Genomic DNA, 26,706 nt, shown 5'->3' on the forward strand with positions numbered 1-26,706 from the left:
GGGTAGGCAGAGAACCTGCGATAAAAATTGCCCCTTTCCGGATGGAGAAAGGGGCTCATTGATCAGCGTTTCAGGCTGCCCATCACATGCATTTCGCAGCGGTTACAGTCAAAACGCAGGCGGAAGGTATCTTTACCCATCTTGAGTTCCAGTGGCTCGGCCTTGAGACCGGGCACCTCGTTCGGACAGAGGTTCTGGCTATAGCGTATGCAATGCTTGGTGATCATCAGCACCACTTCCCGCTCCTCCTTGTTCGCCTCATAGGCGGGAGCAATCCGCTCCACCCCGTGTTCGCGGAAGAACTGCTCGGCCGCGCTGTTCAGCACATTGCCAAGGTAGGAGAGACGGTGCTGGGGATAGTTGATATCCCGCAGGGCAATGCGTCGCTCGGGGCGCTGGTAGCTGACCACGCGTGCGGCCTCCAGCGCAGCGATGCCATCCCGGCGCAAACCGTTGAGCTGTGATGCGGCGATAAATAGCGGGTGAGTGAATGCCAACTCAATCTTGCGCGCCACAAACAGGGTATTGCCGAGTTTGCCAAGCTGATCCCGCGCCTGTTGCAGCGCCCGCTCCGGGTTGTCGGCAGGCTGTTTGTCGCAAGGCAGGGTCACTGCGGCACTGATGCCCTGCTCGTCGGTGAGCATGAGGATCACGCCCTCATCGCACTCTGCCAGCACCATATCGACCCGGATGCGGCGATCCGCGCTCGCCTTCTCCAGCATCTTGCTGAACGCCTGATCGTGGTTGCGGTAGATTTCGGTCCCCACCTTTAGCCCCGGCATGCGTTCTGACAGGAGTAACTGCTTACCTTCAACCTTGTTGAGGCGCATCCCCACCAGCTCGTTGTTCGGCTTGAAGAAGCCCAAACCGTCACCGTTGTTGAGGGTGACCTGTTTGCCGTCAATCTCGATACCGTCACGGGTCACCTTGGTGACACGCCCGAGCGGTTCACCCACATATTTCGGGCTCTTGGTGGAGTCGATCCCCTGCTGGCGGCCATGGAGGAAGTAGTCTGTGCTGCCGCGGTTGAAACTTTTCTTGGGGTCAGGCGTGAAGCTGTAGCTGCAACGGCCTGCAGAGGCAGCCACCAGATCGGAGCGGCTATCCAAAATGGCGTCCAGCTTCTGGCGATACCAGGCGGTGACGTTCTTGACGTAGTCGAGCCCCTTGAGGCGCCCTTCAATCTTGAAGGAGCGGATCCCCGCCTCGATCAAGGTCTCCAGGTTGTCTGTCTGATCCATATCCTTGAGAGACAGCAGATGGCTGTCGGCCACCAGCACTTCGCCGTCAGGCTTTTGCAGCGAGCAGGGCAGACGGCAGAGCTGGGCACACTCGCCACGGTTGGCACTGCGGCCGGTACGGGCATGGCTGATGTTGCACTGGCCGCTGTAGGAGACACAGAGCGCACCGTGGATAAAGAACTCCAGCTGCACATTGGTCGCCGCGCTGATCTCGCGGATCTGCGCAAGGGACAGTTCGCGCGCCAGCACCACCTGAGAGAAACCCACATCCTGCAGAAACTTCACCTTCTCCGGCGTGCGGTTGTCGGTCTGGGTACTGGCATGGAGCGCGATGGGAGGCAAATCCAGCGCCAGCAGTCCCATATCCTGTACGATGAGCGCATCGGCACCGGCTGCGTAGATCTGGTGGGTCAGCCGCCGGGCCTGCTCCAGCTCGTGATCGTGCAGCAGAGTGTTGAAGGCGACAAAGACCTGGGCGCCGAAACGGTGGGCGTGGCGCGCCAGCGCTTCGATATCCTCGATGGAGTTGCCCGCCACACTGCGGGCGCCAAAGGCAGGGCCACCAATGTAGACGGCATCGGCGCCATGGTTGATGGCTTCGATGCCGTAGGCGAGGTTCTTGGCCGGAGCCAACAGCTCCAACCGGTTGTTGTTGCTTAACGGGTGCTTGTTCTGGTGCATGGTCTCGGGATCAGGGCGGACAGCAAATGGGCGCTACTCTAGCCCATTCACCACCCGCATGCCTTGATCCCGCTTAAGGTATCCGCAAAATGCAGGATTAGATAACCACCTTGAGTGCCAGTCCCAGCAGCACCAAGCCACTCACCTTATCGATCACAAAGGATTTGGCTTTAAGCCACGCCAGTACAGGCCCGCGCGAGAGTACCAGCGCCACCAGCACGTACCAGACTGCATCGATCCCGCCAGCGGTGAGCATCATGATGCCCCCTTCGCTCCAGCCGGTATCGGCCCGCACAAACTGGCTGAACAGGGCGATGAAGAAGACCGCCAGCTGGGGATTGAGGAAGGCCACCATAAAACCTTCAAAGGCTCCCTGCCGACCACGCAGCTGGTGCACCTCTTCACTCGCTTCACCACTGGCTGGTTTTGCCAGCAGGGCTTTCACCCCAAGCCAGGCAAGAAACGCAGCACCGCCGTAGCGGATCAGATCAAACAGGATCGGGGTCTGGGTGATCAGGATGGAGAGGCCAAGCGCGGTAACCAGCGCATAGATACCAACCCCGAGGCCGTGGCCAAGCGCAGTGGCGACGCCATGCCCCTGCCCGCCCTGCACCGTGTTGCGGATAATCAGCGCCAGACTCGGCCCCGGGCTGATGGCGCCCATCACGCAGATTGCGGCCAGTGCCAGCCAACTCGTCAGTTCCATGCTTTCCTCTTTTGTGCTCGATATGATGACCTGCATTCAGGGTACGGGCTGAGCCATTATGCCAGTAGTGAAAGTTATGAATAGAACCCATAACCCATGGCTATAACGCCACACAACTGACCGGGGCTAACCGCCAAGATCGAGCAGCTTGTGACTCTCGCCGACGGTGCGTTGCAGGTGATCCCGCAGGAAGGGGTAGGCCAGCTCGCGAAACCAGCGGTGGGCCGGATCCTGATGGTGACGCTGATGCCACAGCAGATGATACTGCTGGTCGCGGGTAGCAAAGGGCAGATCGACAAAGGTGAGCTCATGGCCGCAGGAGAGCTGCCAGGCGATATGAGCAGGGGTGGTCATCAGGCAATCGGTGCGCAGCAACACCTCCACAGCCGCCTGAAAAAAGGGAACTCTGGCAAACCAGCGCCGACTCAGTCCCTGCGGCGCCAACACCTGCTCCACCGGGCTGTCCTTGTCGCCACCGCCACTCACCTGCAGGTGAGGCCAGGCGAGATAGTCATCGAGACTCAGCGCCTTGCCCGCCAGCGGGTGATGACGTCCCATCAACACCGCCAGCCGATCTTCCCCCTGATGCAAACCACGGATCTGATCCGGTACCAGCTCGGTGATGGTAGAGACCAGATCGAGCTCGGACTGCCACAGCTGCGGCAGCTGACGCTTGTCCCACAGGCTGTACTCCAGCGCCGCCAACGGCGCCTCTTTGGCGAGCGCGGCACAGATATCAGGCAGGATATGCTGGGCAACATAATCAGAAGAGGCGAGCCGAAATACCCGCTCGCAGCGGCTCGGGTCAAATCCGGGCGCCTCGTAGAGCCGCTCAAGCGCACCGAGAGAATCCGCCAGTTGAGCGGCCAGCACTTCGGCCCGTGGCGTCAGCAGCCAGCGTTGCCCCTCCCGCACCAGCAACTCATCATCAAACTCGCTGCGCAACTGGGCAAGCTGCTTGCTGATGGAGGGCTGACTCAGGTGCAGCAGCTCGGCGGCGCGGCTGATATTACGGGTCTCCAGCAGCACCTTGAGGGTGGGCAACAAGTTGAGATTGGCTCTAAGCAAGGAGATACCCTAATCGGTGGCGAAACGCCTATCTTAGGGCAGAGGAGTCCCGCGTTTTAAGCAAAATTTCCTACCATGTTCAGCACGTGGCAGCCCTTTGCGACCAGATGGCACAGCTGAGCCCCCCGCACATAACCATGACCACAAGATGACAGTGGTTGTCTCGTACGGCATAATTGCACGATTTTCCGCCCGCGGGCGATCCACTTTGAGAAGCGGTAACAAGATGAAATACGCCAATATCACCGGCTGGGGCAAATGCCTGCCTCCCTCCGTGCTGACCAACGATGACCTCAGCACCATCATGGATACGTCAGACGAGTGGATCTATCCGCGCACCGGCATCAAGGCCCGCCGGATCTCCCATGTCAGCACCTCGGATCTCGCCACCCTGGCCGGTCGCCGTGCACTGGCCTGCGCAGGTCTGGAAGCGAGCGATCTCGATGGCATCATCCTGGCGACCGCCACCCCGGACAACCTGCTGCCAAGTGCCGCCTCTGCCGTGCAGAAGAAGCTGGGCGCCGTCAATGCCGCCGTGTTTGACCTCAACGCGGCCTGCACCGGTTTCGTCTACTCTCTCTCGGTCGCCACCTCGCTGGTGCAGACCGGCATGATGAAGAAGGTGCTGGTGATCGGCGCCGAACGCCTCACCTACTTGCTGGATTGGGCGCGCCGCGATACCGCCGTGCTGTTTGGCGATGGTGCCGGAGCCGTGGTGATCGAGGCAAGCGAGCAGGAGTGTGGCCTGATCGCCAACAAGCTGGGCTGCGACAGCGAAGCGCGGGAGATCCTGCACGTACCGAACTTCGGTACCGATCGGGTGCGTTTTGCCGACATCGATGGGCTGTTCACCTTCAACTTCGAAGGGCCGGAGATCTTCAAACGCGCCGTGCGCGGCATGGGTGAAGCCACCAACACTGTGCTGGCTCAGGCCGGTATCGCGCCGGAGCAGGTCGACTTGATCGTTCCCCATCAGGCCAATATCCGCATCATCGAGACCCTCGCCAAGCGGATGAATGCGCCGATGGAGAAGGTGATGGTCAACATCGAAAACTACGGCAACACCTCCGCAGCCACTGTGCCCATCGCCCTGTGCGAAGCGCTGGAGCAGGGCCGCGTCAAGCCGAACTCTTATCTGCTGACCGCCGCTTTCGGTGCCGGCCTGACCTGGGGGGCCGCCATCATCAAGTGGGGCGATCGCGTCACCCCTATCAAGGCGTGCGATGCCGAACTGCCCCCGTGTGACAAGAGCGCGCTGGAACTGATTGCCCACGCCGTGGAAGGTTGCCAGAAGGCCCACGCCAACGAGGCTTGATCCTCATCAGGAGCCTGAATCCTCAGGCTCCTTCTCTCCTTTTCATCCCCACCTGGCTCTTCCCCCCATTTCGCAAGCCGCTTGATACGGCAATCGCTGATACAAACAACTCCGATTTGCAGCCAATTAATTTTTTTCCGCTAACCTTATTGTGCCAACTATAAATAAAGAAAAGAGCGTCAAGGGGCACCATGACTGTTTCGGTCCCGCGCCTTTACCTCTTACCAAATAATTGCACAGGGATAAGCTACGTATGGCACAACACAAAAGTGGCGTGAACACACCGCTTTGGGAACCGGTTTGCTGGATTTGCTGCATCGGGCTTGCTCTGCTCAGCTGCCTGTTGCTGCAGCTCGCCGATGCGCTGTCACCTCTCTACCTGCTGCTCAATGTGCTGGTTGGTATTGCCGCCGCGCTCTGGACATCGAGTCACTTCCACCAGCACACACTCCGACATCGTGCAGGAGAGGAACAAACCATCGCGACCGATCCTCTCGCCCACTCCATCATCGGGCTCGAACAGGTGTGCGAGAAGGCTCTACCTATCTGGTCCCAGCAAATTGAAAGCTCTCGTCAACAAACCGAAGCCGCGATGATTGACCTGACCCAACGCTTCAGCGGCTTGGCCAACAAGCTAGAGGAAGCAGTCAATGCTTCTCATCTGGCAGCCGGAGAACTGGGTGATGCCAATTCCCGTGGCATGGCTGGAGTCTTGAGCGAGAGCCAGCAGCAACTCAATGAGGTAGTGGCCATCCTGCACTCCGCCCAAGCCAATCGGGACGCCATGCTGGGTGAGATAAAAAGCCTGACCACCTACACCATAGAGCTCAACACCATGGCCATGGATGTGGCCAAAATAGCCTCCCAGACTAACCTGCTGGCCCTCAACGCCGCCATTGAAGCGGCTCGTGCAGGGGAAGCAGGCCGTGGCTTTGCTGTGGTCGCGGATGAAGTGCGCAACCTCTCCCGCCTCTCTAGCGAAACCGCCCAGAAGATGACCGACAAGGTAGACACCATCAATACTGCTATCGGCCGCGCCTTCCAGATTGCCGAAAATGCTGCCGCACGGGATCAAGCCTCGGCGCTCAATTCGGAGCAGACAATCGAACAGGTACTGGCCCGTTTTCGCCATGCCACCGATAGCCTGGCGGAATCCGCCTCCCTGCTGCAAAACGAGAGCACCGATATCCATCGCGAAATCTCCAGCGTCATTGTCTCGCTGCAATTTCAAGACAGGGTCAGCCAGATCCTCAGCCACGTCAGACAAAACATGGAGAGCCTCTCCAGCCATCTGGTTGCTTCGGAGCAGAGCAGCAATGCGACAGGGCCAATCCAGATCGATGCCAATCGCTGGCTGGCAGAGATGGAACTCTCATACGCCACCGACGAACAGCGCAATATTCACCATGGTCGCACCACCCGTTCTGTCAACGCGCAACTAAGTAGCGCCGACATCACATTTTTCTAGGAGAGAGATATGGGCAAAACGATCCTGATCGTGGATGACTCGGCAACTATTCGCCAAGTCGTGGGCATGACCCTCAAGGGCGCCGGTTATGAGGTCATGGAAGCCTCTGACGGCAAAGATGCGCTCAACAAACTAGATGGCAAGAAGATCAACCTGATCATCAGTGACGTCAACATGCCGAACATGGATGGCATCACCTTCGTCAAAGAGGCCAAAAAGCTGGCCAACTACAAATTTACCCCTGTCATCATGCTGACCACCGAGTCTCAGGACAGCAAGAAGCAGGAGGGACAAGCCGCAGGAGCCAAAGCCTGGGTGGTCAAACCCTTCCAGCCCGAACAGATGTTGGCCGCAGTCGCCAAGCTCATCATGCCGTGATCCGGAGCACATCATGCAACTACAGAGTGAGCTACTCGACAACAAGGTAGTGGTGACCATGCCGGACGAGATCACCATTTATACAGTCAGCGAGCTGAAAGATGCTCTCTCGCCCTTATTGCATCAGGGGAACGAACTGGAGCTGAATCTGGCAGCGGTATCCGAGATAGACAGCGCCGGGCTGCAACTGCTGCTGGCAGCGAAGAAGACCGCTCTGCAGCAGGGCACCTCCCTGGCGCTGGTCTGGCACAGCCATGTTGTGCTTGAACTGCTGGAGCTCTGCCAGCTCTCGGCCTTTTTTGGCGACCCCACCCTCATCACCCATGGCGAACGGCCCTGAGCCACCATGACAAGGAGTCACCGTGAGCATCGATCTTGATCAGGCTTTACAAACCTATATCGCCGAGGCACGCGAGTTGCTTGAAGAGATGGAGTCAGCCCTTCTATCACTGGAATCTGACCCTGACAATAGCGAGCTGATTGGTGCCATCTTTCGTGCTGCTCATACCATCAAGGGGTCGGCTGGCCTGTTTGGTCTGCAACCCATCGTCGGGTTTACCCATATTGTCGAGGATCTGCTAGACCAGATCCGCAATCAGCAGCTCACCGTCACCTCTCCTCTTATTAAGGATCTGCTGGAGAGCTGTGACCATATCCAGACGCTCATCAATGTCGTTGCAGAACAGGGCAGCACGTTAAGCGAGGGCGATGCCAACCAAGATGAACGGCTGAGGCTCACCCTCACTCGTCATCAGTGCGTCCCCCATGCCACGCTGCCAGATACTGTGCATACGCCGGAACCCAAGATCGAAAAAGAGGGAGGAATTACCAGCTCCGCCTCCCTGTGGCATATCTCCCTGCGTTTTGGTCCCGATGTGCTGCGCAATGGCATGGATCCAGCCGCATTTCTGCGCTATCTCGGCACTCTCGGAACCATATGCTCGGTGGAGACCATCCATCAGGCGCTACCGGATTGGGAACAGTTCGATCCGGAGAATTGCTACCTAGGCTACGAGATAGACTTCGACTCGCAGGCAGACAAGACGGCCATCAACGATGTCTTTGAATTTGTCAGAGATGACTGCCAGATCACCATCTTGCCACCCCACAGCAAGATCGCCGAGTACATCAACCTGATCGAGTCGCTGCCGGAAGATAGCGCCATGCTGGGGCAGTTGTTGGTCAACACCGGCGCCCTGACTGCAGAGGAGTTAGCAAGCGGTCTGCAGGCACAACAAGCGACCCCGGCAGAACAAGCGCCCAAACTCGGAGAAATCCTGATTGCGCAGGGTGCTGTCAACGAAGCCGTCGTCGATGCCGCCCTGAAAAAACAGAACCAGACCAAGGAGAGCAAGAGCAAAGAGGGGCGTTACGTCAGGGTGCATGCCGACAAGCTGGACGATCTAATCAATCTGGTCGGGGAGTTGGTAGTCGCCAGTTCTGGAGCCAATCTGCTGGCCCAACGCACCCGCGAAAGCCAGTTGCAGGAAGCCACCTCAGTCATTGCCATGCTGGTGGAAGAGATCCGCGACAGTGCACTGCGCCTGCGAATGGTGCCTATCGGCGATACCTTCAACCGCTTCCAGCGGGTGGTGCGCGATGTCAGTCAGGAACTGAACAAGGATATCACTCTGGTGATCTCAGGAGCCGAGACTGAACTGGACAAATCGGTGGTAGAGAAGATCGGCGATCCGCTGATGCATCTGGTCAGAAACTCGATGGATCACGGCATCGAATCGGCAGAGCAACGGCTGCTGGCAGGCAAATCCCCCCGTGGCACCCTGAATCTCAATGCCTATCACGACTCCAACAGTATCGTCATCGAAATTCGGGATGATGGAGCTGGTCTCAACAAAGCCAAGATCCAGCAAAAAGCCATCGAGCGCGGTCTGATCAGCCCAACCACCACGCTGACGGATCAGGAGATATACAACCTGATCTTCGAGCCGGGATTCTCTACCGCCGAGGCGATAACCAACCTCTCCGGTCGCGGGGTGGGCATGGATGTCGTCAAACGCAACATCACTGCCCTGCGCGGCACGGTCGATCTGGACAGCATCCCGGGAAAAGGAACCCGTGTGCAGATCCGCCTGCCGCTTACCCTTGCCATCATCGACGGCTTCCTGGTGCGAGTCTGCGATACCCACTACGTCATTCCCCTCGATATGGTGATCGAGTGCGTTGAATTGACCCAGAGTGCACTGGCCGATACCCAGGGTCGCAATTACATCAATTTGCGTGGCGAGGTGCTGCCCTTTATCCGCCTGCAACACTACTTCGATACCAATGGCAGCAAGGGGCGGCGCGAGAACATTGTCGTGGTCAGCCATGCAGGCAAAAAATCCGGACTGGTGGTGGATGAACTGCTGGGAGAATTCCAGACCGTCATCAAACCTTTGGGGAAATTGTTCCAGCGCCTGCAAGGCATCAGTGGCTCAACCATTCTGGGGGGGGGAGAGGTCGCCCTGATCCTCGACATTCCTTCGCTGATCCAGCACGCAATCACTCAGGAATCCTGTCAGCTCAACAGGTTGACAGTGTCGCGCAACCTGCCTCAATCCAGCATCAACTGAGGGGACCATCATGTTAAAAAATTCCACCATCAAATTGCGTCTTATTGTACTGCTCTGCATGCTCTGCCTGCTGCTGCTGGCCGTTGGCAGCCTCGGGTTATACAACATGCAGAGCAGCAATACCGGGTTGCAGCGCGTTTACAACGACAGGGTAGTTCCCCTCAAGCAGCTGAAGACCATCTCCGACAGCTATGCCGTCTCGATCATCGACAACCTCAACAAGGCCAATGCGGGGCTGATCTCGGCAGAAGAGGCTTTGAAGCAGATACAACAGGCACAGCAGACAATCAAAAACGAGTGGCATCACTACCAGTCCACCACCCTCACACCGGATGAACAGCGCTTGTCAGCCGAGGCGACAACCCTGTTCAACGCGGCCGATACTGATATTGGCAAGCTGGAGAAATACCTCGCCACCCAGCACGGCATGATTACTGGCATGCTGAACACTTTTGACGGTGCCCTCTATGGCTCCATCGACCCGATAGGCAACAAAATCACCGAGCTGGTCAACCTGCAGCTCAATGTGGCCAAGTCGGAATATACCGCTGCGCAATCCTGGTATGACGTGATGCTGATAACCATGGCGGTGGTTATCGCGGTCGGCATCGGACTCGCAGCCTGGTTTGGCACCCTGCTGATCAAAAGCATCATCACCCCCATCGAACAGGCTCTGCGCGTGGCCAATAGTCTGGCCGATGGCAATCTGGATGTATCGATCCAGATAGAGTCCAACGATGAAGCGGGTCAGCTCTTGATGGCGATGGATAACATGGTCAAGAAACTGGGGGCATTGATCACGGATATCGAGACGCTGGTCACCGCCGCTGTCGAACAGGGCGACTTCAGCCACAAGATTGCGCTGGAGGATCGTCAGGGCTACATCAAGCGGGTATCCGAGCTGCTGAATCGCCTCTCCCATGTGACAGATACCAGCCTGGAAGATGTGATGCGCATTGCCACCGCGCTCTCCAAGGGTGACCTGACCCAACGGATCGATGAGCCCTATCCAGGAATTTTTGGCCAGACCAAAGACGGCCTAAATCGGACCATCACTGCGCTGACCAATATCATCGAAGAGGTACGCAACGCCGCCGACAACCTGACCAATGCCTCCAATCAGGTGAGCAATACGGCGCAGGCATTGAGCCAGGCCACCAGCGAGCAAGCAGCCAGCGTTGAAGAGACCAGCGCCTCTATCGAGCAGATGAGCGCCAGCATCAATCAGAACACCGAGAACGCCAAGATCACCGACAGCATGGCCAGCAACTCGGTGCTGGAGGCCACCGAAGGGGGCCAATCCGTTCAACAGACGGTGACCGCCATGCAGCAAATCGCCAAGAAAGTCAGCATCATCGACGACATTGCCTACCAGACCAACCTGCTTGCCCTCAACGCCGCCATTGAGGCGGCTCGCGCCGGAGAGCATGGCAAAGGCTTCGCGGTGGTTGCTGCCGAGGTGAGAAAACTGGCAGAGCGCAGCCAGATCGCAGCGCAGGAGATTGGCGAGCTCTCCTCCGACAGCGTAAGCAAGGCAGAGCGGGCTGGCAACCTGCTGGAGAGGATCGTTCCCTCCATTCGCAAAACCTCTGATCTGGTACAAGAGATCAATGCTGCTTCCGGGGAACAGGCCAGCGCAGCCAACCAGATCAGTCTGGCCATGAACCAGCTTAATCAGGTGACACAGCAGAATGCGGCCAGCAGCGAGGAGCTGGCGGCCACGGCCGAAGAGATGAGCTCGCAAGCCAGCGAACTGCAGCAAACCATGGCCTTTTTTGCTCTGGAGAAAAGTGCGCAGCTCAACACCAGGCCCAATGAAACCGGCCACAAGGGCATGCCTCCCAGAGGCAGTTTCATCGCCCCCCCACAACGGGCCAGCCAGCCCAATCAACCATCATCCCATTCCATTGATGACGCGGATTTTGTCCGCTTTTAACCGGAGGCGACCATGCATACATCCACCGACATCACGGTGCCATCAGCGGCCGCTGACGAGAGCAGTGGCGATGCCCAGTACCTGACATTTCTGATCAACAACGAGATGTTCGCCATCAATATTCTGGGGGTCAAAGAGATCATCGAATACGGCAATATCACTCCGGTTCCGATGATGCCGGGTTTTATTCGCGGCGTAATCAACCTCAGAGGAGCAGTAGTGTCGGTCGTAGACTTGAATGCCCGTTTTGGCAATGCTCCTTCGGTCATCACTCGCCGCAGTTGCATCGTCATTATTGAGGGGATGGCCCCGCAGGGCGATGAACCTGTAGGTCAGGATATTGGCGTTGTGGTGGATTCCGTATCGGAAGTACTGGGTATCCCACAAGCAGATATCGAGCCCCCACCGAGTTTTGGTGCCCGCATCCGGGCCGATTTCATCAGTGGCATGGGCAAGGTCAACGGCAAATTCGTCATCCTCATCGATACCGGGAAAGTGTTGTCACTCGATGAGATGGCTCAACTCAACGAACTGGCCCAGCCACAGGCAAGGTTGCCACAAGGCAACCTGCAACCCTCCTGAACAGGCCTCCATACTCCACGACATGCAGCATAAGGAAACGCTCATGACCCAATCACTCTTAGGAAAACTCTTCGGAGACAATACCACCGAAGTGAGGCAGCGGACCCAGTTACTCGACGCAATCGGCCAACTGCAACACGCAGTCCTGGCAGAGCAGGTTCCAGCACCACTCGATCTTTCCGGTATGGATAGCCCCTTGCGTGAAGTAGGGCATGCCATCAACGAGGTGGTCACCTTGCTCAGTGACAAGCTGGAACAGAGCCGCAACGACATTAAAAAGAACCAGGTGTTGCTCCATGAGAACCAGCTGGTTCGCAAAGCCCTCGACTGCGCCAGCACCAACGTGATGATTGCCGATACCAACCTCGACATTATCTATATGAACGAGGCAGTGACCGGCATGCTCAATCAGGCCGAGACCGACATCAAGAAAGAGCTATACAGCTTCAACGCCAATCAGCTGATGGGCGCCAACATCGACAGCTTTCATAAAAATCCCGGCCATCAGCGCGCCATGCTGGCCAAACTCAACAGCACCTACCGCACCCAGATACAGCTGGGGGGGCGCACCTTCTCCCTGATCGCCAATCCGGTCTTCAACGATACCGGAGAACGGTTGGGATCCGTGGTCGAATGGGCCGACAGAACCAAGGAGGTAATGATAGAGAAAGAGATGTCCGACATTGTGCAGGCCGTGATCAATGGCGAGCTGCACCGCAGGATGGAACTTGCTGGCAAGAGCGGCTTCTTTCAGGCGATGGGAGAAGGGATCAATCAAATTGCCGACGTGATCGACAGTACCCTCAACGATGTCATCCGGATCGTGCAATGTCTGGCAAAAGGGGATCTGACCCAGCAGATTGAGGCGGACTACCCCGGCGTGTTTGGCACCACCAAGGATGCGCTCAATACAACCATCGCCTCCTTGACCAAGATTGTTACCGAAGTACGCGGCGCCTCTGACAACCTCTCCAGTGCCGCCGAGCAGGTAAGCGCGACCGCCCAGTCGATCAGCCAATCCAGCAGTGAACAGGCCTCCAGCATGGAGGAGACCAGCGCCTCCATCGAGCAGATGAGCGCCAGCATCAACCAGAATACCGACAATGCCCAGGTCACCGATGGCATGGCCAGCAAGGCAGCCAAAGAGGCCGTAGAGGGAGGAGAAGCGGTCAAACTGACTGTGGATGCCATGAAGCAGATCGCCAGACGGATTGGCATCATCGATGACATCGCCTACCAGACCAATCTGCTGGCGCTCAACGCGGCTATCGAAGCGGCGCGGGCAGGCGATCACGGCAAAGGCTTTGCCGTAGTGGCGGCGGAGGTGCGCAAACTGGCCGAACGCAGCCAGGTGGCAGCCCAGGAGATTGGCGAGCTGGCCTCCAGCAGTGTCGAGATGGCGGAAAAAGCCGGTCGTTTGCTGGATCAGATGGTTCCTTCCATCAACAAGACCTCGGATCTGGTGCAGGAGATCAGTGCCGCATCTAATGAGCAGTCTACCGGCGTTAGCCAGATCAACCTTGCGATGAGCCAGCTGAGTCAGGTTACCCAGCAGAACGCTTCTTGCAGCGAAGAGCTGGCTGCCACAGCAGAAGAGATGAGCAGCCAGGCTGAACAACTGCAGCTGGCCATGGAGTTCTTTACCCTGGAGGCCCACACCAAAGAAGGTAAAGCAGCCACCTCGCATCTTCACCCCAATACCCGAGGTCGCTTCATGAACGAGAGCAATGCCAACAGTCGGGAACGAGCCGCCACAGTCCAACGCCCCACGGGCGATGGCGATTTTGTCCGGTTCTAGTCACGGGAGAGGCGTTGCCTCTCCCATCTCCGACAACACAGGTAGAGGGATAGTTTTTGTATCAAACCCAGCTGCATGATGATGAGTTCTCCCGTTTCCAACGCTGGCTTCATCAAACGGCGGGGATAGAGCTGTCTCCAGCCAAGAAGGCGCTGGTAGCCAGCCGCCTGGCGAAACGCCTCTGCCACTATGAGCTGGATAGTTATGACGACTACTTCCAGCTCATCATGAACGATCGCAGCAGCGAACTGCAGTTGGCGCTTGATCTCCTTACCACCAACGAAACCTACTTTTTTAGGGAGCCCAAACACTTCGAGTTTCTGACGCGGGAGATAGTCTCAGCGCTCCCGCCCGAGCAACCACTGCGGGTCTGGAGCGCTGCCAGCTCATCCGGCGAGGAGCCCTATAGCCTGGCCATGACACTCGCGGAAAAACGCAGCACCTTCAACTGGGATATCCTGGCCTCCGATATCTCGTCCCGAGTGCTGGAGCAGGCGATGAGCGGACGCTACCCCATCGAGCGGGCGCAAAATATTCCACTGCCCTTTTTGATGAAATATTGCCTCAAGGGTGTGGGCCTGCAGGAGGGCATCTTCATCATCGATCGCAAGTTGCGGGACAAAGTGCAGTTCATGCAGATCAACCTCAATCAGGATCTACCGGACATCGGCATGTTTGACGTCATCTTCATCAGAAACGTGATGATCTACTTCAACAAGGAGACCAAAGGGCAAGTATTGCAGCGGCTGGTACCCAGACTCAAACCCGGTGGCTACCTGCTGGTGAGCCACGCCGAGAGCCTGCATGGCCTGCACCACGGCCTGCAGCTTGTCTCTCCTTCCATCTATCAGAAGAGATAAGTCATGACTCGGGAGGTGATCCTGCAACCGGGAGAGCTCTTCTTTGGCAAGGAGGATGTGGTGGTCAGAACCGTACTGGGCTCCTGTATTGCCATCACCTTGTGGCATCCGGAGCAGAAGCAGGGGGGAATGTGTCACTACATGCTGCCAAGTCGGCGCAATCCCTCTGCCAAGCTGGATGGGCGCTATGCCGATGAGGCCCTAGCCTTGTTGCTGCAAGCGGCCAGTCACTATCCCGCCCCCATCCATGAATATGAGGCCAAGTTGTTCGGGGGTGGCAACATGTTTACCGAGCCTCAATACGCACAGAGCGACAACAATGTCGCCACCAAAAATATTCAGGCAGCCTGGCAGCTGACCCGACACCTTGGCCTTGATATCAAGGCTCATCATCTTGGCCATAGCGGCCACCGAAGCTTGCTCTTTGAGCTCAGCAACGGCAGTGTCTGGCTCCGCCATCATCGTCTGCCACATCAACGGGAGTCGCGAGAATGAAGCAGATCCGGGTCATGCTGGTGGATGATTCCGCCGTGGTCAGACAGGTATTGCAAGCGGTGCTGGAGCAGGAACCCGATATCCGGGTGATCGCAACGGCATCAGACCCCCTGTTTGCCCAGGAAAAACTGAAGAAAGAGTGGCCTGACGTCATCGTGCTTGATGTGGAGATGCCCCGTATGGACGGCATAACCTTTCTCACCAAGATCATGGCAGAGCATCCCACCCCGGTGGTGATCTGCTCCTCCCTCACCGAAAAGGGGGCCGAGACCACCCTGCAGGCAATGGCTGCCGGTGCGGTGGATATCATCACCAAGCCGACCATGGGGATAAAAAGCTTTCTGCAAGAATCTGCCCACGACCTGGCCATGGCGGTACGTGCAGCGGCCCAGGCCAACCTCAAGCGCGTGGGCAAGCCCTCCTCTGTACCAGTCAGCACCAAACTCAACGCGGATGCCATGCTGGCGCCCAACCAGCACGCCATGGCACAAACCACCGAGCGGCTCATCGCCATCGGCACCTCGACCGGCGGCACCCAGGCGCTGGAAGCCGTGCTGACTGCCTTGCCCCGGGTCAGCCCCGGCATTGTCATCGTGCAGCACATGCCGGAAAAATTTACCGCCATGTTTGCAGAACGCCTGAACGGGGTCTGCCAAATAGAAGTACGGGAGGCGAGGAACAATGACAGGGTGATACCGGGGTTGGCGCTGATTGCCCCCGGCGGCAAGCATATGCTGCTCAAACGCAGCGGTGCCTACTATCACGTCGAGGTAGTCGACGGGCCGCTTATCAACCGCCATCGCCCCTCGGTAGATGTGCTGTTTCGCTCCGTCGCCAAATATGCCGGCAAGAATGCCACCGGCATCATCATGACCGGCATGGGGGATGACGGAGCCCGGGGATTGCGCGAGATGCTGGATGCGGGTGCCAACACCTATGCCCAGGATGAGGCTTCCTGCGTGGTCTTCGGCATGCCCAAGGAGGCGATCAAGCTGGGAGCTGCCCGTCATGTGCTCCCCTTGCAAGAGATGCAATACGCCATCCTCGGCAAGTAATCCCTTATTGCGCGTTTTGACCATAAAAAAATCCGGCTCCCATTGGGGAGCCGGATTTTTTACATCAACCGGAACCTATCCGGTATCAGGCGAGCAGATTACTCTGCAGCAGGCGCTTCTTCTGCGGCCGGAGCGGCGTCAGCAGCAGGTGCAGCTGCTTCGGTCGGGGCGTTCGCTTCCTTGATGGAGAGACGTACGCGGCCCTGACGGTCCACTTCCAGTACCTTCACCTTGACCACGTCACCGATGGTCAGGTGGTCAGCCACGTTCTGCACGCGAGCGTCGGTGATCTGGGAGATGTGTACCAGACCATCTTTGCCCGGCAGAATGTTGACGAATGCACCGAAATCGGCCAGACGAACAACTTTACCTTCATAGATGCGGTTCACTTCGATCTCGGCGGTGATGGCCTCGATGCGACGGATCGCTTCCATGGCGGCTTCGTTGGCCACGGCGGAGATACGTACAGTACCGTCATCATCCAGCTCGATGTTGGTGCCGGTCTCTTCGGTCAGCGCACGGATCACGGAACCACCCTTACCGATCACGTCCTTGATCTTCTCAGGATTGATCTTGATGGTGTGGATACGCGGTGCAAAATCGGAGATCTGGGCACGGGGAGCCTGGATAGCTTCATCCATCACTTTCAGGATGTGCAGACGAGCGCCACGAGCTTGCTTCAGCGCAATCTCCATGATCTCTTTGGTGATGCCTTCGATCTTGATGTCCATCTGCAGCGCGGTCACACCTTCGGTGGTACCGGCTACTTTGAAGTCCATGTCGCCCAGGTGATCTTCGTCACCCAAGATGTCGGACAGCACGACGAAACCTTCTTCTTCCTTCACCAGACCCATGGCGATACCGGCAACGGAGGCCTTGATCGGCACACCGGCATCCATCAGCGCCAGAGAGGAACCACAGACAGACGCCATGGAGGAGGAGCCGTTGGATTCGGTGATTTCAGAGACCACGCGCACCACGTACGGGAACTCGGCGGCGCTCGGCATCACGGCAGCAACGCCGCGCTTGGCCAGACGGCCGTGACCGATTTCACGACGCTTCGGGCTACCCATCATGCCGGTCTCACCGACGCAGTATGGCGGGAAGTTGTAGTGCAGCATGAAGCGATCTGCACGGTTACCGGTCAGCTCGTCGATGTTCTGGGCGTCACGCTCGGTCCCCAGAGTGGCGACCACGATGGCCTGAGTTTCACCACGGGTGAACAGGGCAGAACCGTGGGCACGGGGCAGAATACCGGTACCTACGCTCAGGGCGCGGATCATTTCCGGATCGCGACCATCGATGCGCGGCTCACCACGTACTACGCGACCACGAACGATGCGGCTTTCCAGGCTGTGGAACTCTTCGCCGATCTTCTTGGCATCTTCTTCCACACCGGAAGCGATAACTTGCTCAACCACACGACCCTTGATGGCCGCGATGGTTTCGTAACGAACAGCCTTCTCGGTGATGCGGTAGGCTTCACCCAGCTCGGCGCTCGCCAGCTCGGCAACCTTGGCTTTCAGCGCTTCGTTGACGGCAGGCGGAGTCCAGTCCCACGGCTTGGTGCCGACGGCAGCGGCAAACTCGTTGATCGCATTGATCACGGTCTGCATCTGCTCGTGACCGTATACCACGGCGCCCAGCATCACTTCTTCGGAAAGGATGGCCGCTTCGGACTCAACCATCAGCACGGCATTGGCAGTACCGGCAACTACCAGATCCAGATCGCTCTGCGGCAGTTCGGTGGTGGTCGGGTTCAGCACATACTGACCGTTCATGTAACCCACGCGAGCAGCACCGATCGGGCCGCCAAACGGGATACCGGAGATGGCCAGTGCAGCAGAGGCACCGATCATGGCAACGATGTCGGGGGATACGGCCGGATTCACGGACATTACTGTCGCAACGACCTGAACCTCATTGAGGAAGCCTTCCGGGAACAGCGGACGAATAGGACGGTCGATCAGACGGGAGATGAGGGTCTCGCCTTCGCTCGGACGGCCTTCACGACGGAAGAAACCACCCGGGATACGACCAGCAGCATAGGTACGCTCCTGGTAGTTGACAGTCAGCGGGAAGAAATCACGGCCGTGATCGGCCTCTTTCTTGCCGACTACGGTCACAAATACGCAGGTATCGTCCATGCTGACCATAACGGCCGCAGTGGCTTGACGGGCCATCACACCGGTTTCCAGAGTGACGGTGTGTTGACCGTACTGGAATGACTTTACAATAGGATTCACGTGAATTTCCTTTTTACAATTTGGCTCTTTAAATTCGCGCACAAGTATACTTGATTCGATGCAAAAGGTAAGCGGCGACGCAAATTCTGTGAGGCAGGCAACGGCTTGAAGAGCAATAAAAAAGGGGAACCTGACGGTTCCCCTTTTTCGCGAAATCTGATGGTCGATTAACGACGCAGACCCAGCTTGGCGATCAGAGCTGCATAACGCTCGGAATCTTTACGCTTCAGGTAGTCCAGCAGCTTACGACGCTGGGAAACCATGCGCAGCAGACCGCGACGACCGTGGTGGTCCTTGGAGTGCTCTTTGAAGTGACCTTGCAGATGGTTAATCTGGGCAGTCAGCAGGGCAACTTGCACTTCGGGGGAACCGGTGTCGTTGGCGCAACGAGCGTTGTCAGCAACGATTTGAGCTTTGATCTCAGCATTTAGAGACATGGTAATACTCCAGTAGAGTGTTTAAAGGTTCACAGCCAATCTCTAATTCAGCCGTGAAATGAGGGCGGTATCATAATCGTCCCCGCCCCTTTTCGCAACGATAAAGAGGCGAAACGGGAAAGACGCGCTGATACCGCCTGAGGATCACTCCTCGTCGTGATAACGCACCAGTCGCTTGGGAGCGACGCGGCCATCATCATCAATCTCGCCAACCCCGATGAACTCGCGCTCCGGGCCGACCGTCATGCGAACCTGACCGCTTTGCGGCGCACCTGCCACCTGCACGGCCTGGCCCTGATTCACATAGGCAGCCACAACCGCCAGCATGTTCACCTCGGGCAAGCTTGCTACGGCGGTGTCCATCGGCAGCAGCAGCGGATCCAGCTGCTCGCGCGGCGGGATGCTCTCGGCCTTGGCCTGCTCGAAGATGCACTCGAGTTGCTCCAGGGTCAGCATCCGCTCGTACGGATAGCTGGCCACCTGGGTACGGCGCAACTGGGTCACGTGGGCGCCACAGCCCAGCACTTCACCCAGATCATCCACCAGAGAGCGGATGTAGGTGCCCTTGCTGCAGTGCACTTCAAGGCGTACTTCATCACCTTCAAAGCTCAGCAGTTTGAGCTCGAATACGGTGATGGGACGGGCTTCTCGCTCGATCTCGATGCCTTCGCGGGCATATTCGTAGAGCGGACGGCCGTTGTGCTTGAGCGCGGAGTACATGGACGGCACCTGCATGATGGGGCCGCGGAACTGGTCCAGCGCCTCGATCAGGGTACCGACAGCCACGTTCACCGGACGGGTGGAGACCACCTCACCATCAGAGTCGCTGGTGTTGGTGCGCTCGCCCAGTTTGGCGGTCACCTCATAGCGCTTGTCCGCTTCCAGCAAATACTGGGAGAACTTGGTGGCCTCGCCGAGGCAGATCGGCAGCATGCCGGTCGCCAGCGGATCCAGTGCGCCGGTGTGACCGGCCTTGGCGGCGTTGTAGATGCGCTTGACCTTCTGCAACACATCGTTGGAGGTCAGGCCGGTCGGCTTGTCCAGCAGCAGAATGCCGTGCACATCACGGCCCTTGAAACGACGTCTTCGGGTCATCTCAGGCTTTATCCTCAGTCGTGTCATCCGGTGCGGATTCAGCTTCTTCATCACGGCCGGATTCGGCCATGCGACGCTTGTCTTCACGCACAGTGTTGGTCACCAGGTTGGAGAGACGCATCCCCTCGACCAGGGTCTGGTCGTAGTAGAAACGCAGCTCGGGCACCACGCGCAGACGCATGGCACTGCCCAGCAGACTACGGATATATCCGGCTGCTTCGGTCAGTCCCTGCAAGCCTTCCTTGATGCGCTCGGCATCATTTTCCAGCTGCAAGAAGGTGACGTAAATCTTGGCATAGTTGAGGTCACGGGACACTTCCACATCGGAAACAGTCACCATGCCGATGCGCGGGTCTTTCACCTCGCGCTGCAGGATCAGCGCGATTTCACGCTGGATCTGCTGTCCGACCCGACGGGTCCGGCTGAATTCTCTGGCCATATTCTATCCTGCGATAAAAGGGGGCCGCGGCCCCCTATTTTGTCTAACTCTCGGCTTACAGAGTCCGTTGGATTTCAACAGTCTCGTAAACTTCGATCTGGTCGCCTTCGCGCACGTCGTTGTAGTTCTTGACCGCGATACCACACTCGTAGCCGTTGCGAACTTCGTTGACGTCATCCTTGAAGCGGCGCAGGGATTCCAGCTCGCCTTCATAGATAACCACGTTGTCACGCAGAACGCGGATACGGTTGGAACGCTTGACCACACCTTCGGTAACCATACAGCCGGCAACAGCGCCGAACTTCGGAGACTTGAAGACGCTACGCACTTCAGCCAGACCGATGATTTCCTGACGATACTCAGGGGCCAGCTTGCCGCTCATGGCCTGCTTCACTTCGTCGATCAGGTCATAGATGACGGAGTAGTAACGCAGATCCAGGCTCTCGGATTCGATGACCTTGCGCGCAGATGCGTCGGCACGGACGTTGAAACCAACCAGGATGGCGCTGGAAGCAGCAGCCAGGGTCGCGTCGGTTTCGGTGATACCACCTACGCCGGAACCCACGATCTTCACCTTCACTTCGTCGGTGGAGAGTTTGACCAGCGCATCGCAGATCGCTTCCACAGAACCTTGTACGTCGGCCTTGATCACCACGTTCACTTCGGACACTTCGCCCTCGGTCATGTTGGCGAACATGTTTTCCAGCTTGGCCTTCTGCTGGCGAGCCAGCTTGACTTCGCGGAACTTGCCCTGACGATAGAGCGCCACTTCACGGGCTTTCTTCTCGTCACGGACAACGGTGGCTTCGTCACCGGCAGAGGGAACGCCGGACAGACCCAGAATTTCCACCGGCAGGGACGGACCCGCTTCCTTGATCTCGCGACCCAGTTCGTCACGCATGGCGCGAACACGGCCGTACTCGAGACCACACAGAACGATGTCGCCCTGACGCAGAGTACCTTCTTGTACCAGTACGGTAGCAACCGGACCACGACCTTTATCCAGGAAGGATTCGATCACGACGCCGTTGGCCATGCCGTCAACTACCGCTTTCAGCTCCAGTACTTCGGCCTGGATGAGGATGGCTTCCAGCAGGTCGTCGATGCCTTCGCCAGACTTGGCGGATACGTGCACGAACTGGCAGTCTCCACCCCAATCTTCGGACATGACGTTGTAACGGGCCAGTTCGGTCTTGACGCGATCCGGATCCGCTTCCGGCTTGTCGATCTTGTTGACCGCAACAACCAGCGGCACACCGGCAGCCTTGGCGTGCTGGATAGCTTCGATGGTTTGCGGCATCACGCCGTCGTCAGCTGCAACAACCAGAACAACGATATCGGTCGCCTTGGCACCACGAGCACGCATGGAGGTAAACGCCGCGTGACCCGGAGTATCTAGGAAGGTGATCATGCCACTGTCAGTCTGGACGTGGTAAGCACCGATATGCTGGGTAATACCACCGGCTTCGCCAGCAGCAACCTTGGCTTTACGAATGTAGTCGAGCAGCGAGGTCTTACCGTGGTCAACGTGACCCATGATGGTAACGACCGGTGCGCGCGGCTTGGCTTCGGAGGTCTCGTCACGATCGGACAGTACCGCCTCTTCCAGCTCGTTCTCACGACGCAGCACAACCTTGTGACCCATCTCCTCGGCGACCAGCTGAGCGGTCTCCTGGTCGATCACCTGGTTGATGGTGGCCATGGCACCCATCTTCATCATCACCTTGATGACTTCAACGCCCTTGACGGCCATCTTGTTGGCCAGCTCGGCCACAGTGATGGTCTCGCCGATGACGACGTCGCGGTTCACCACGGCAGCCGGCTTGTTGAAGCCGTGCTTCATGGCGTTCGGCATGGCGACCTTGCCGCGCTTGCCTTTGCGGGCACGCGGGTTGCGAGAGTCGCGATCATCTTCACGGCGACCGGCTTTCTTCGGTGCCTTGGCAGCTGCGGCAGTGCGGCGGCTGGTCTCTTCTTTCCGATCCAACTCGTCTTCTGCGGCTTGCGCATGCTTGTTGGTGGTCAGATGGTAGTCGCTGCTCTCTTTGGCGCGAGCGGCCTCTTCTTCAGCCCAGCGGGCTGCGTTCTGTTCCGCCATGAGACGAGCCTCTTCGGCTTTCTTCGCGGCGAGTTCTTCAGCTTTTTTCAAAGCTGTTTGTTCCTGTTGGCGCTTCAGTTCTTCTGCTTCGCGCTTGGCCATCTTTTCTGCCTCTTGCTGAGCTGTGCTACTGGCTGCTTTGGCGGGCTGTGAAGCCTGTCGAGCCTTTGATTGTGCCTCGATCCGCGCCTTTTCCTCAGCTTCACGACGAGCTTGCTCAGCCTCACGGCGAGCCTTCTCTTCAGCTTCGAGGCGAGCCTTCTCTTCGGCCTCGCGACGAGCTTTTTCTTCTGCTTCCAAACGCGCTGTTTCCTCGGCTTCCGCCTGACGCTGTTCATCTTCCAGCGCCGAGCGTCTTACATAGGTGCGAGACTTGCGCACTTCTACCTGCACTTCCTTGTTCTTGCCGCCAGTCCCCTGAACACTGATGGTGCTCTTGGTCTTGCGCTGCAAGGTCATGCGGGCAGGAGCGGCGACCTCGTCACCTCCATGCTGTTTCTTCAGGTGTGCCAGCAGAGCCTGTTTCTCAGACTCGCTGACCATGTCGTCGGCCTTGCTCTTGCTGATACCGGCATCGACAAACTGCTGGAGAAGACGATCAACCGGTGTGTCGATGTCAGTGGCAAGTTGTTTGACTGATACTTCTGCCATTCATTTTCCTCCGTTTGATCTTACTCGGACTGCTCTTCTCCGAACCAACAGATATTACGAGCAGCCATAATGAGCTCACCTGCCTTCTCGGCAGTCAGCCCTTCAATATCAGCAAGGTCATCGATACCTTGCTCAGCCAAATCTTCCAGGGTGCCCACGCCACGGCCCGCCAGAGCGTAAGCCAGTTCGCGGCTCAGACCGTTCAGATTGAGCAGCTCTTCGGACGGCTCAACGCCATCGAAAGACTCTTCTTTGGCCAGTGCCTTGGTAGTCAGGGCATCTTTGGCGCGCTTGCGCAGCTCTTCGACCATGTCTTCATCCAGACCGTCGATAGCCAGCAGCTCGTTGACCGGTACAAAGGCGATCTCTTCCAGGGTAGAGAAGCCCTCTTCCATCAGCAGACCGGCGAAATCGTCATCGATATCCAGGGTGCTGGTGAACAGGTTCATGATGCGGTCGTTTTCGGCCTGGTGCTTGGCACGCATGTCCTCAACGGTCATCACGTTCAGCTCCCAACCGGTCAGCTGGGAGGCCAGACGCACGTTCTGACCATTGCGACCGATGGCCTGCGCCAGGTTGGCAGCTTCCACGGCGATATCCATGGTGTGGTTGTCTTCATCAACGATGATGGAGGCCACATCGGCAGGTGCCATGGCATTGATCACGTACTGGGCCGGGTTGTCATCGTACAGCACGATGTCGGCGCGCTCACCGCTCAGCTCGGCGGAGACAGCTTGCACACGGGCGCCACGCATACCGATACAGGCACCGATCGGGTCGATACGACGATCATTGGTCTTCACCGCGATCTTGGCGCGGGAACCCGGATCACGGGCAGCGCCCATGATTTCGATCATCTCTTCACCGATCTCCGGTACTTCGATACGGAACAGCTCTTTCAGGAAGTCCGGGCTGGAACGGCTGACAAACAGCTGGGAACCACGGGCTTCCGGACGCACTGCATAGAGCAGGCCACGGACACGGTCGCCCGGGCGGAAGGTTTCACGCGGCAGCATGTCATCACGGAAGATCACGGCTTCAGCATTGCTGCCCAGATCCAGGATGACGTTGTCGCGGTTGCTCTTCTTGACCACACCACTGATGATGGTGCCTTCTTTATCTTTAAACTGATCAACTACTTGTGAACGCTCGGCTTCGCGCACTTTTTGCACGATAACCTGCTTGGCGGTCTGGGTAGTGATACGGTCGAAGGTTACAGAGTCGATCTGGTCTTCAACATACTCACCGATCTGGATTTCCGGCTGATCGATCTGCGCCGCTTCCAGGGTGATTTCAGCATAGGGGTTCTCCATCGCGGCTTGATCCGCAATGACTACCCAGCGGCGATAAGTGTCGTAGTCACCGGTCTTGCGATCGATTTCGACCCGAACTTCAATCTCGCCTTCATATTTCTTCTTGGTCGCAGTCGCCAGCGCGGTTTCCAGAGCCTGGAAGATCTTCTCACGGGGTACCGCTTTCTCGTTGGATACAGCGTCAACGACCAGCAAAATCTCTTTATTCATATCCGATAGCCTCGTTAACCAAAGTTCGGCACTATGTTCGCTTTTTGGATATTGGTGAAAGCCAACACGTCGTCCTTACCATCTACTGTCAGGGTGATCATGTCGCCTTGCACAGCTTTGATTACGCCTTTGAACTTGCGGCGGTTGTTTGTTGCCATCCGAAGCGTTACCGCCGCCTCTTGGCCAACGTATTTTTCGAAATGGGCAACCTTGAACAGGGGACGATCCAGGCCGGGGGAGGATACCTCGAGGTAATACTCCTCGGTGATGGGATCTTCGACGTCCATGATGGCGCCAACCTGATGGCTGACCTCAGCACAGTTCTCGACAGTCACACCCTGCTCGCCGTCGATATAGACACGCAAGGTGGAGTGTTTACCCGCGCGGATAAACTCAATACCCCAAAGTTCAAAACCCAAGGCAACGACCGGAGCCTCGAGCAGATCGGTCAAACGTTGTTCCAACGTAGCCAAAGTCACCCTCCGAAAAACAAAAAAAGGGCATAAAGCCCAGATAGATATCGATTCAGAGTAAATTGCACATAACAAAAAGCCCCGATGTCAAATCGGGGCTTGGCGCTTTACCCTGATTGTCGCCTCGCAGCGACCGCCTTCCTGAGCGTAGGAAATGCGTGAAATTTGGTTGCGGGGGCCGGATTTGAACCGACGACCTTCGGGTTATGAGCCCGACGAGCTACCATGCTGCTCCACCCCGCGTCCGAAATCGTGCGAGATTATAGCCACTTCACTCTCTCGATACAAGACTGACTGGCTATAATACACTCGGTTTCCCGAGCTCACTGCTTAATTGGTGCCGTGGGCGGGACTCGAACCCGCACACCCTAGAGCACTACCCCCTCAAGATAGCGTGTCTACCAATTCCACCACCACGGCAAAACTCTTACTCGGGAACGTCAGTATCTTTCTTCACTGGCGCTTTGGTCTGCTCAACCTGTTGGGTTTGTTGCAGATTTTCCCATTCACTACCCTGCTTGACCTTGTTGCTGGACATAGATCCAAGCACCAGGCTGATAACGAAAAACAGAGTAGCCAAAATTGCTGTTGTTCGGGTCAAGAAACTGCCTGAACCACCGGAGCCGAATACTGTGTTCGATGCCCCTGCGCCGAAGGAGGCGCCCATATCAGCCCCTTTACCTTGCTGAATCATCACCAGACCAATCAGAGCCAGTGAAACCAGCAGATAAACGACTAAAAGAATCTCGTACATTTAACTTGCACCCTTTGCCGCTTCAACAATTCCTAAAAACGCATCGCTATCGAGGCTTGCTCCGCCAATCAGTCCGCCATCAATGTCGGGCTGTGCAAACAAATCTCTCGCGTTGCTCGGCGTTACGCTCCCACCATAGATGATTCTAACTTTCTCACCTATTACCGGAGTATCCTCCGCCAAGCGACCACGTATAAAGGAATGAACCTCTTGTGCCTGCTCGGGTGTGGCGCATTTACCTGTACCTACAGCCCAAATCGGCTCGTAGGCGATGATAGCATTATCGAAAGCCATCGCGCCATTTTTCTCTATGACGATATCCAGCTCTTCAGCGATCACCTCGAAGGCTCTTCTCGCCTGCCTCGCCGCACCTGATTCACCTAAACAGAGGATGGGAATCAAGCCTGCCGCTCTGGCTGCCGCAAACTTCTCTGCGACGATAAAACTGGTCTCACCAAAGAGACGCCTGCGCTCGGAGTGCCCTACCAATACGTAACGACACCCTGCCTCAACCAGCATCTGACACGAGATTTCTCCAGTGTAAGCGCCAGTAGCGTGCTGACTCACATTCTGAGCCCCCAACTTTATTACCTTCTGCTCATTGAGCAGTAAAGCGCTAAAATCGAGATGCACATGGGAAGGACATAGAACCACATCTACTTTTCCGTCAACGCCATTTAGGCACTGACTCGTAAACTGCTCTAACTGCGACCTACTACCGTGCAACTTCCAGTTGGCTGCTACAAACGGCTTGCGATGTCCCATCGGCAACTCCCTTGCGAAAGCGGGGCTGATAATATCCAGAGGATGCTCAGCTGACAAGTGCTATTTTTA

The 26,706-nt window shown here is 57.3% G+C and carries 23 protein-coding genes and 2 tRNA genes; 11 read left to right on the plus strand and 14 right to left on the minus strand.

From position 1 onward, the window contains the following. Positions 1-62: 62 nt before the first annotated feature. The 3 genes from WBR25_RS16420 to WBR25_RS16430 all read right to left on the minus strand — a co-directional run bounded on the left by WBR25_RS16420 (position 63) and on the right by WBR25_RS16430 (position 3,696). Positions 63-1,922 (minus strand): peptidase U32 family protein, encoded by a 1,860-nt coding sequence (locus tag WBR25_RS16420; RefSeq protein ID WP_479748634.1) that lies wholly within the window; start codon positions 1,920-1,922, stop codon positions 63-65. 97 nt (positions 1,923-2,019) lie between these two features. Further along, positions 2,020-2,628 (minus strand): LysE family translocator, encoded by a 609-nt coding sequence (locus WBR25_RS16425; protein WP_041207998.1) that lies wholly within the window; start codon positions 2,626-2,628, stop codon positions 2,020-2,022. A 126-nt stretch (positions 2,629-2,754) separates the two neighbouring features. Then, positions 2,755-3,696: a LysR family transcriptional regulator gene (locus tag WBR25_RS16430; RefSeq protein ID WP_479748636.1), complete on the minus strand. Its 942-nt coding sequence runs from the start codon at positions 3,694-3,696 to the stop codon at positions 2,755-2,757. A gap of 226 nt (positions 3,697-3,922) precedes the next feature. On the opposite strand from WBR25_RS16430, the gene WBR25_RS16435 reads away from it, so the two are divergent. The 11 genes from WBR25_RS16435 (at position 3,923) to WBR25_RS16485 (ending at position 16,156) form a co-directional block, all read left to right on the plus strand. After that, positions 3,923-5,011 carry a ketoacyl-ACP synthase III gene (locus WBR25_RS16435; RefSeq protein WP_201937368.1) on the plus strand — a complete coding sequence of 363 codons (1,089 nt, stop codon included), beginning with the start codon at positions 3,923-3,925 and terminating at the stop codon, positions 5,009-5,011. Positions 5,012-5,264: 253 nt separating this feature from the next. Continuing rightward, entirely contained in the window at positions 5,265-6,479 is a 1,215-nt protein-coding gene (locus tag WBR25_RS16440; protein WP_479748637.1) for a methyl-accepting chemotaxis protein, read from the plus strand. A gap of 9 nt (positions 6,480-6,488) precedes the next feature. Continuing rightward, positions 6,489-6,857 carry a response regulator gene (locus WBR25_RS16445; RefSeq protein ID WP_005338778.1) on the plus strand — a complete coding sequence of 123 codons (369 nt, stop codon included), beginning with the start codon at positions 6,489-6,491 and terminating at the stop codon, positions 6,855-6,857. Positions 6,858-6,870: 13 nt separating this feature from the next. Next, complete coding sequence (locus WBR25_RS16450) at positions 6,871-7,197, plus strand: STAS domain-containing protein (protein WP_005349569.1); 327 nt, start codon at positions 6,871-6,873, stop codon at positions 7,195-7,197. 22 nt (positions 7,198-7,219) lie between these two features. Further along, entirely contained in the window at positions 7,220-9,430 is a 2,211-nt protein-coding gene (locus WBR25_RS16455) for a chemotaxis protein CheA (protein WP_479748640.1), read from the plus strand. Between the two features lie 10 nt (positions 9,431-9,440). Beyond that, a complete protein-coding gene (locus tag WBR25_RS16460; RefSeq protein WP_227095913.1) occupies positions 9,441-11,366 on the plus strand; it encodes a HAMP domain-containing methyl-accepting chemotaxis protein in 1,926 nt (641 codons plus the stop codon). Between the two features lie 12 nt (positions 11,367-11,378). After that, entirely contained in the window at positions 11,379-11,948 is a 570-nt protein-coding gene (locus WBR25_RS16465) for a chemotaxis protein CheW (protein WP_043822812.1), read from the plus strand. Between the two features lie 43 nt (positions 11,949-11,991). Further along, positions 11,992-13,746 (plus strand): methyl-accepting chemotaxis protein, encoded by a 1,755-nt coding sequence (locus tag WBR25_RS16470; protein WP_479748643.1) that lies wholly within the window; start codon positions 11,992-11,994, stop codon positions 13,744-13,746. Between the two features lie 56 nt (positions 13,747-13,802). Next, entirely contained in the window at positions 13,803-14,606 is an 804-nt protein-coding gene (locus WBR25_RS16475; RefSeq protein ID WP_479748645.1) for a CheR family methyltransferase, read from the plus strand. Between the two features lie 3 nt (positions 14,607-14,609). Further along, a complete protein-coding gene (gene cheD / locus WBR25_RS16480; RefSeq protein WP_058059429.1) occupies positions 14,610-15,101 on the plus strand; it encodes a chemoreceptor glutamine deamidase CheD in 492 nt (163 codons plus the stop codon). After that, on the plus strand, positions 15,098-16,156 hold the full coding sequence (locus WBR25_RS16485; protein WP_005338795.1) for a protein-glutamate methylesterase/protein-glutamine glutaminase: 1,059 nt from the start codon (positions 15,098-15,100) through the stop codon (positions 16,154-16,156). The genes cheD and WBR25_RS16485 overlap by 4 nt, the downstream gene beginning before the upstream one ends. A 98-nt stretch (positions 16,157-16,254) precedes the next feature. Here the strand turns inward: WBR25_RS16485 and pnp are convergent, their stop codons facing one another. The 11 genes from pnp to tpiA all read right to left on the minus strand — a co-directional run bounded on the left by pnp (position 16,255) and on the right by tpiA (position 26,637). Beyond that, the gene (pnp, locus tag WBR25_RS16490; protein ID WP_005338796.1) at positions 16,255-18,402 is read right to left on the minus strand and encodes a polyribonucleotide nucleotidyltransferase; all 2,148 of its coding nucleotides are present in this window, start codon (positions 18,400-18,402) and stop codon (positions 16,255-16,257) included. A 167-nt stretch (positions 18,403-18,569) separates the two neighbouring features. Then, positions 18,570-18,839 carry a 30S ribosomal protein S15 gene (gene rpsO, locus WBR25_RS16495; protein ID WP_005338797.1) on the minus strand — a complete coding sequence of 90 codons (270 nt, stop codon included), beginning with the start codon at positions 18,837-18,839 and terminating at the stop codon, positions 18,570-18,572. A gap of 144 nt (positions 18,840-18,983) precedes the next feature. Continuing rightward, complete coding sequence (gene truB / locus WBR25_RS16500; protein WP_005338798.1) at positions 18,984-19,934, minus strand: tRNA pseudouridine(55) synthase TruB; 951 nt, start codon at positions 19,932-19,934, stop codon at positions 18,984-18,986. A 1-nt stretch (position 19,935) separates the two neighbouring features. Next, positions 19,936-20,373, minus strand: coding sequence for a 30S ribosome-binding factor RbfA (rbfA, locus tag WBR25_RS16505; protein ID WP_005338799.1), 438 nt, complete (start codon positions 20,371-20,373; stop codon positions 19,936-19,938). Between the two features lie 55 nt (positions 20,374-20,428). Next, positions 20,429-23,122, minus strand: a complete 2,694-nt coding sequence (gene infB / locus WBR25_RS16510; RefSeq protein WP_005338806.1) for a translation initiation factor IF-2 — start codon at positions 23,120-23,122, stop codon at positions 20,429-20,431. A 20-nt stretch (positions 23,123-23,142) separates the two neighbouring features. Continuing rightward, complete coding sequence (nusA, locus tag WBR25_RS16515; RefSeq protein WP_005338808.1) at positions 23,143-24,645, minus strand: transcription termination factor NusA; 1,503 nt, start codon at positions 24,643-24,645, stop codon at positions 23,143-23,145. Between the two features lie 14 nt (positions 24,646-24,659). Beyond that, the gene (gene rimP, locus WBR25_RS16520) at positions 24,660-25,118 is read right to left on the minus strand and encodes a ribosome maturation factor RimP (RefSeq protein ID WP_005338809.1); all 459 of its coding nucleotides are present in this window, start codon (positions 25,116-25,118) and stop codon (positions 24,660-24,662) included. A 166-nt stretch (positions 25,119-25,284) separates the two neighbouring features. Continuing rightward, positions 25,285-25,361: transfer RNA gene (locus WBR25_RS16525), tRNA-Met, on the minus strand. 92 nt (positions 25,362-25,453) lie between these two features. Beyond that, positions 25,454-25,538: transfer RNA gene (locus WBR25_RS16530), tRNA-Leu, on the minus strand. 7 nt (positions 25,539-25,545) lie between these two features. Beyond that, the gene (secG, locus tag WBR25_RS16535; RefSeq protein ID WP_005338811.1) at positions 25,546-25,872 is read right to left on the minus strand and encodes a preprotein translocase subunit SecG; all 327 of its coding nucleotides are present in this window, start codon (positions 25,870-25,872) and stop codon (positions 25,546-25,548) included. After that, positions 25,873-26,637: a triose-phosphate isomerase gene (tpiA, locus tag WBR25_RS16540; protein ID WP_139443145.1), complete on the minus strand. Its 765-nt coding sequence runs from the start codon at positions 26,635-26,637 to the stop codon at positions 25,873-25,875. Between the last annotated feature and the right edge of the window lie 69 nt (positions 26,638-26,706).

The organism is Aeromonas sp. MTB, from assembly GCF_056632455.1.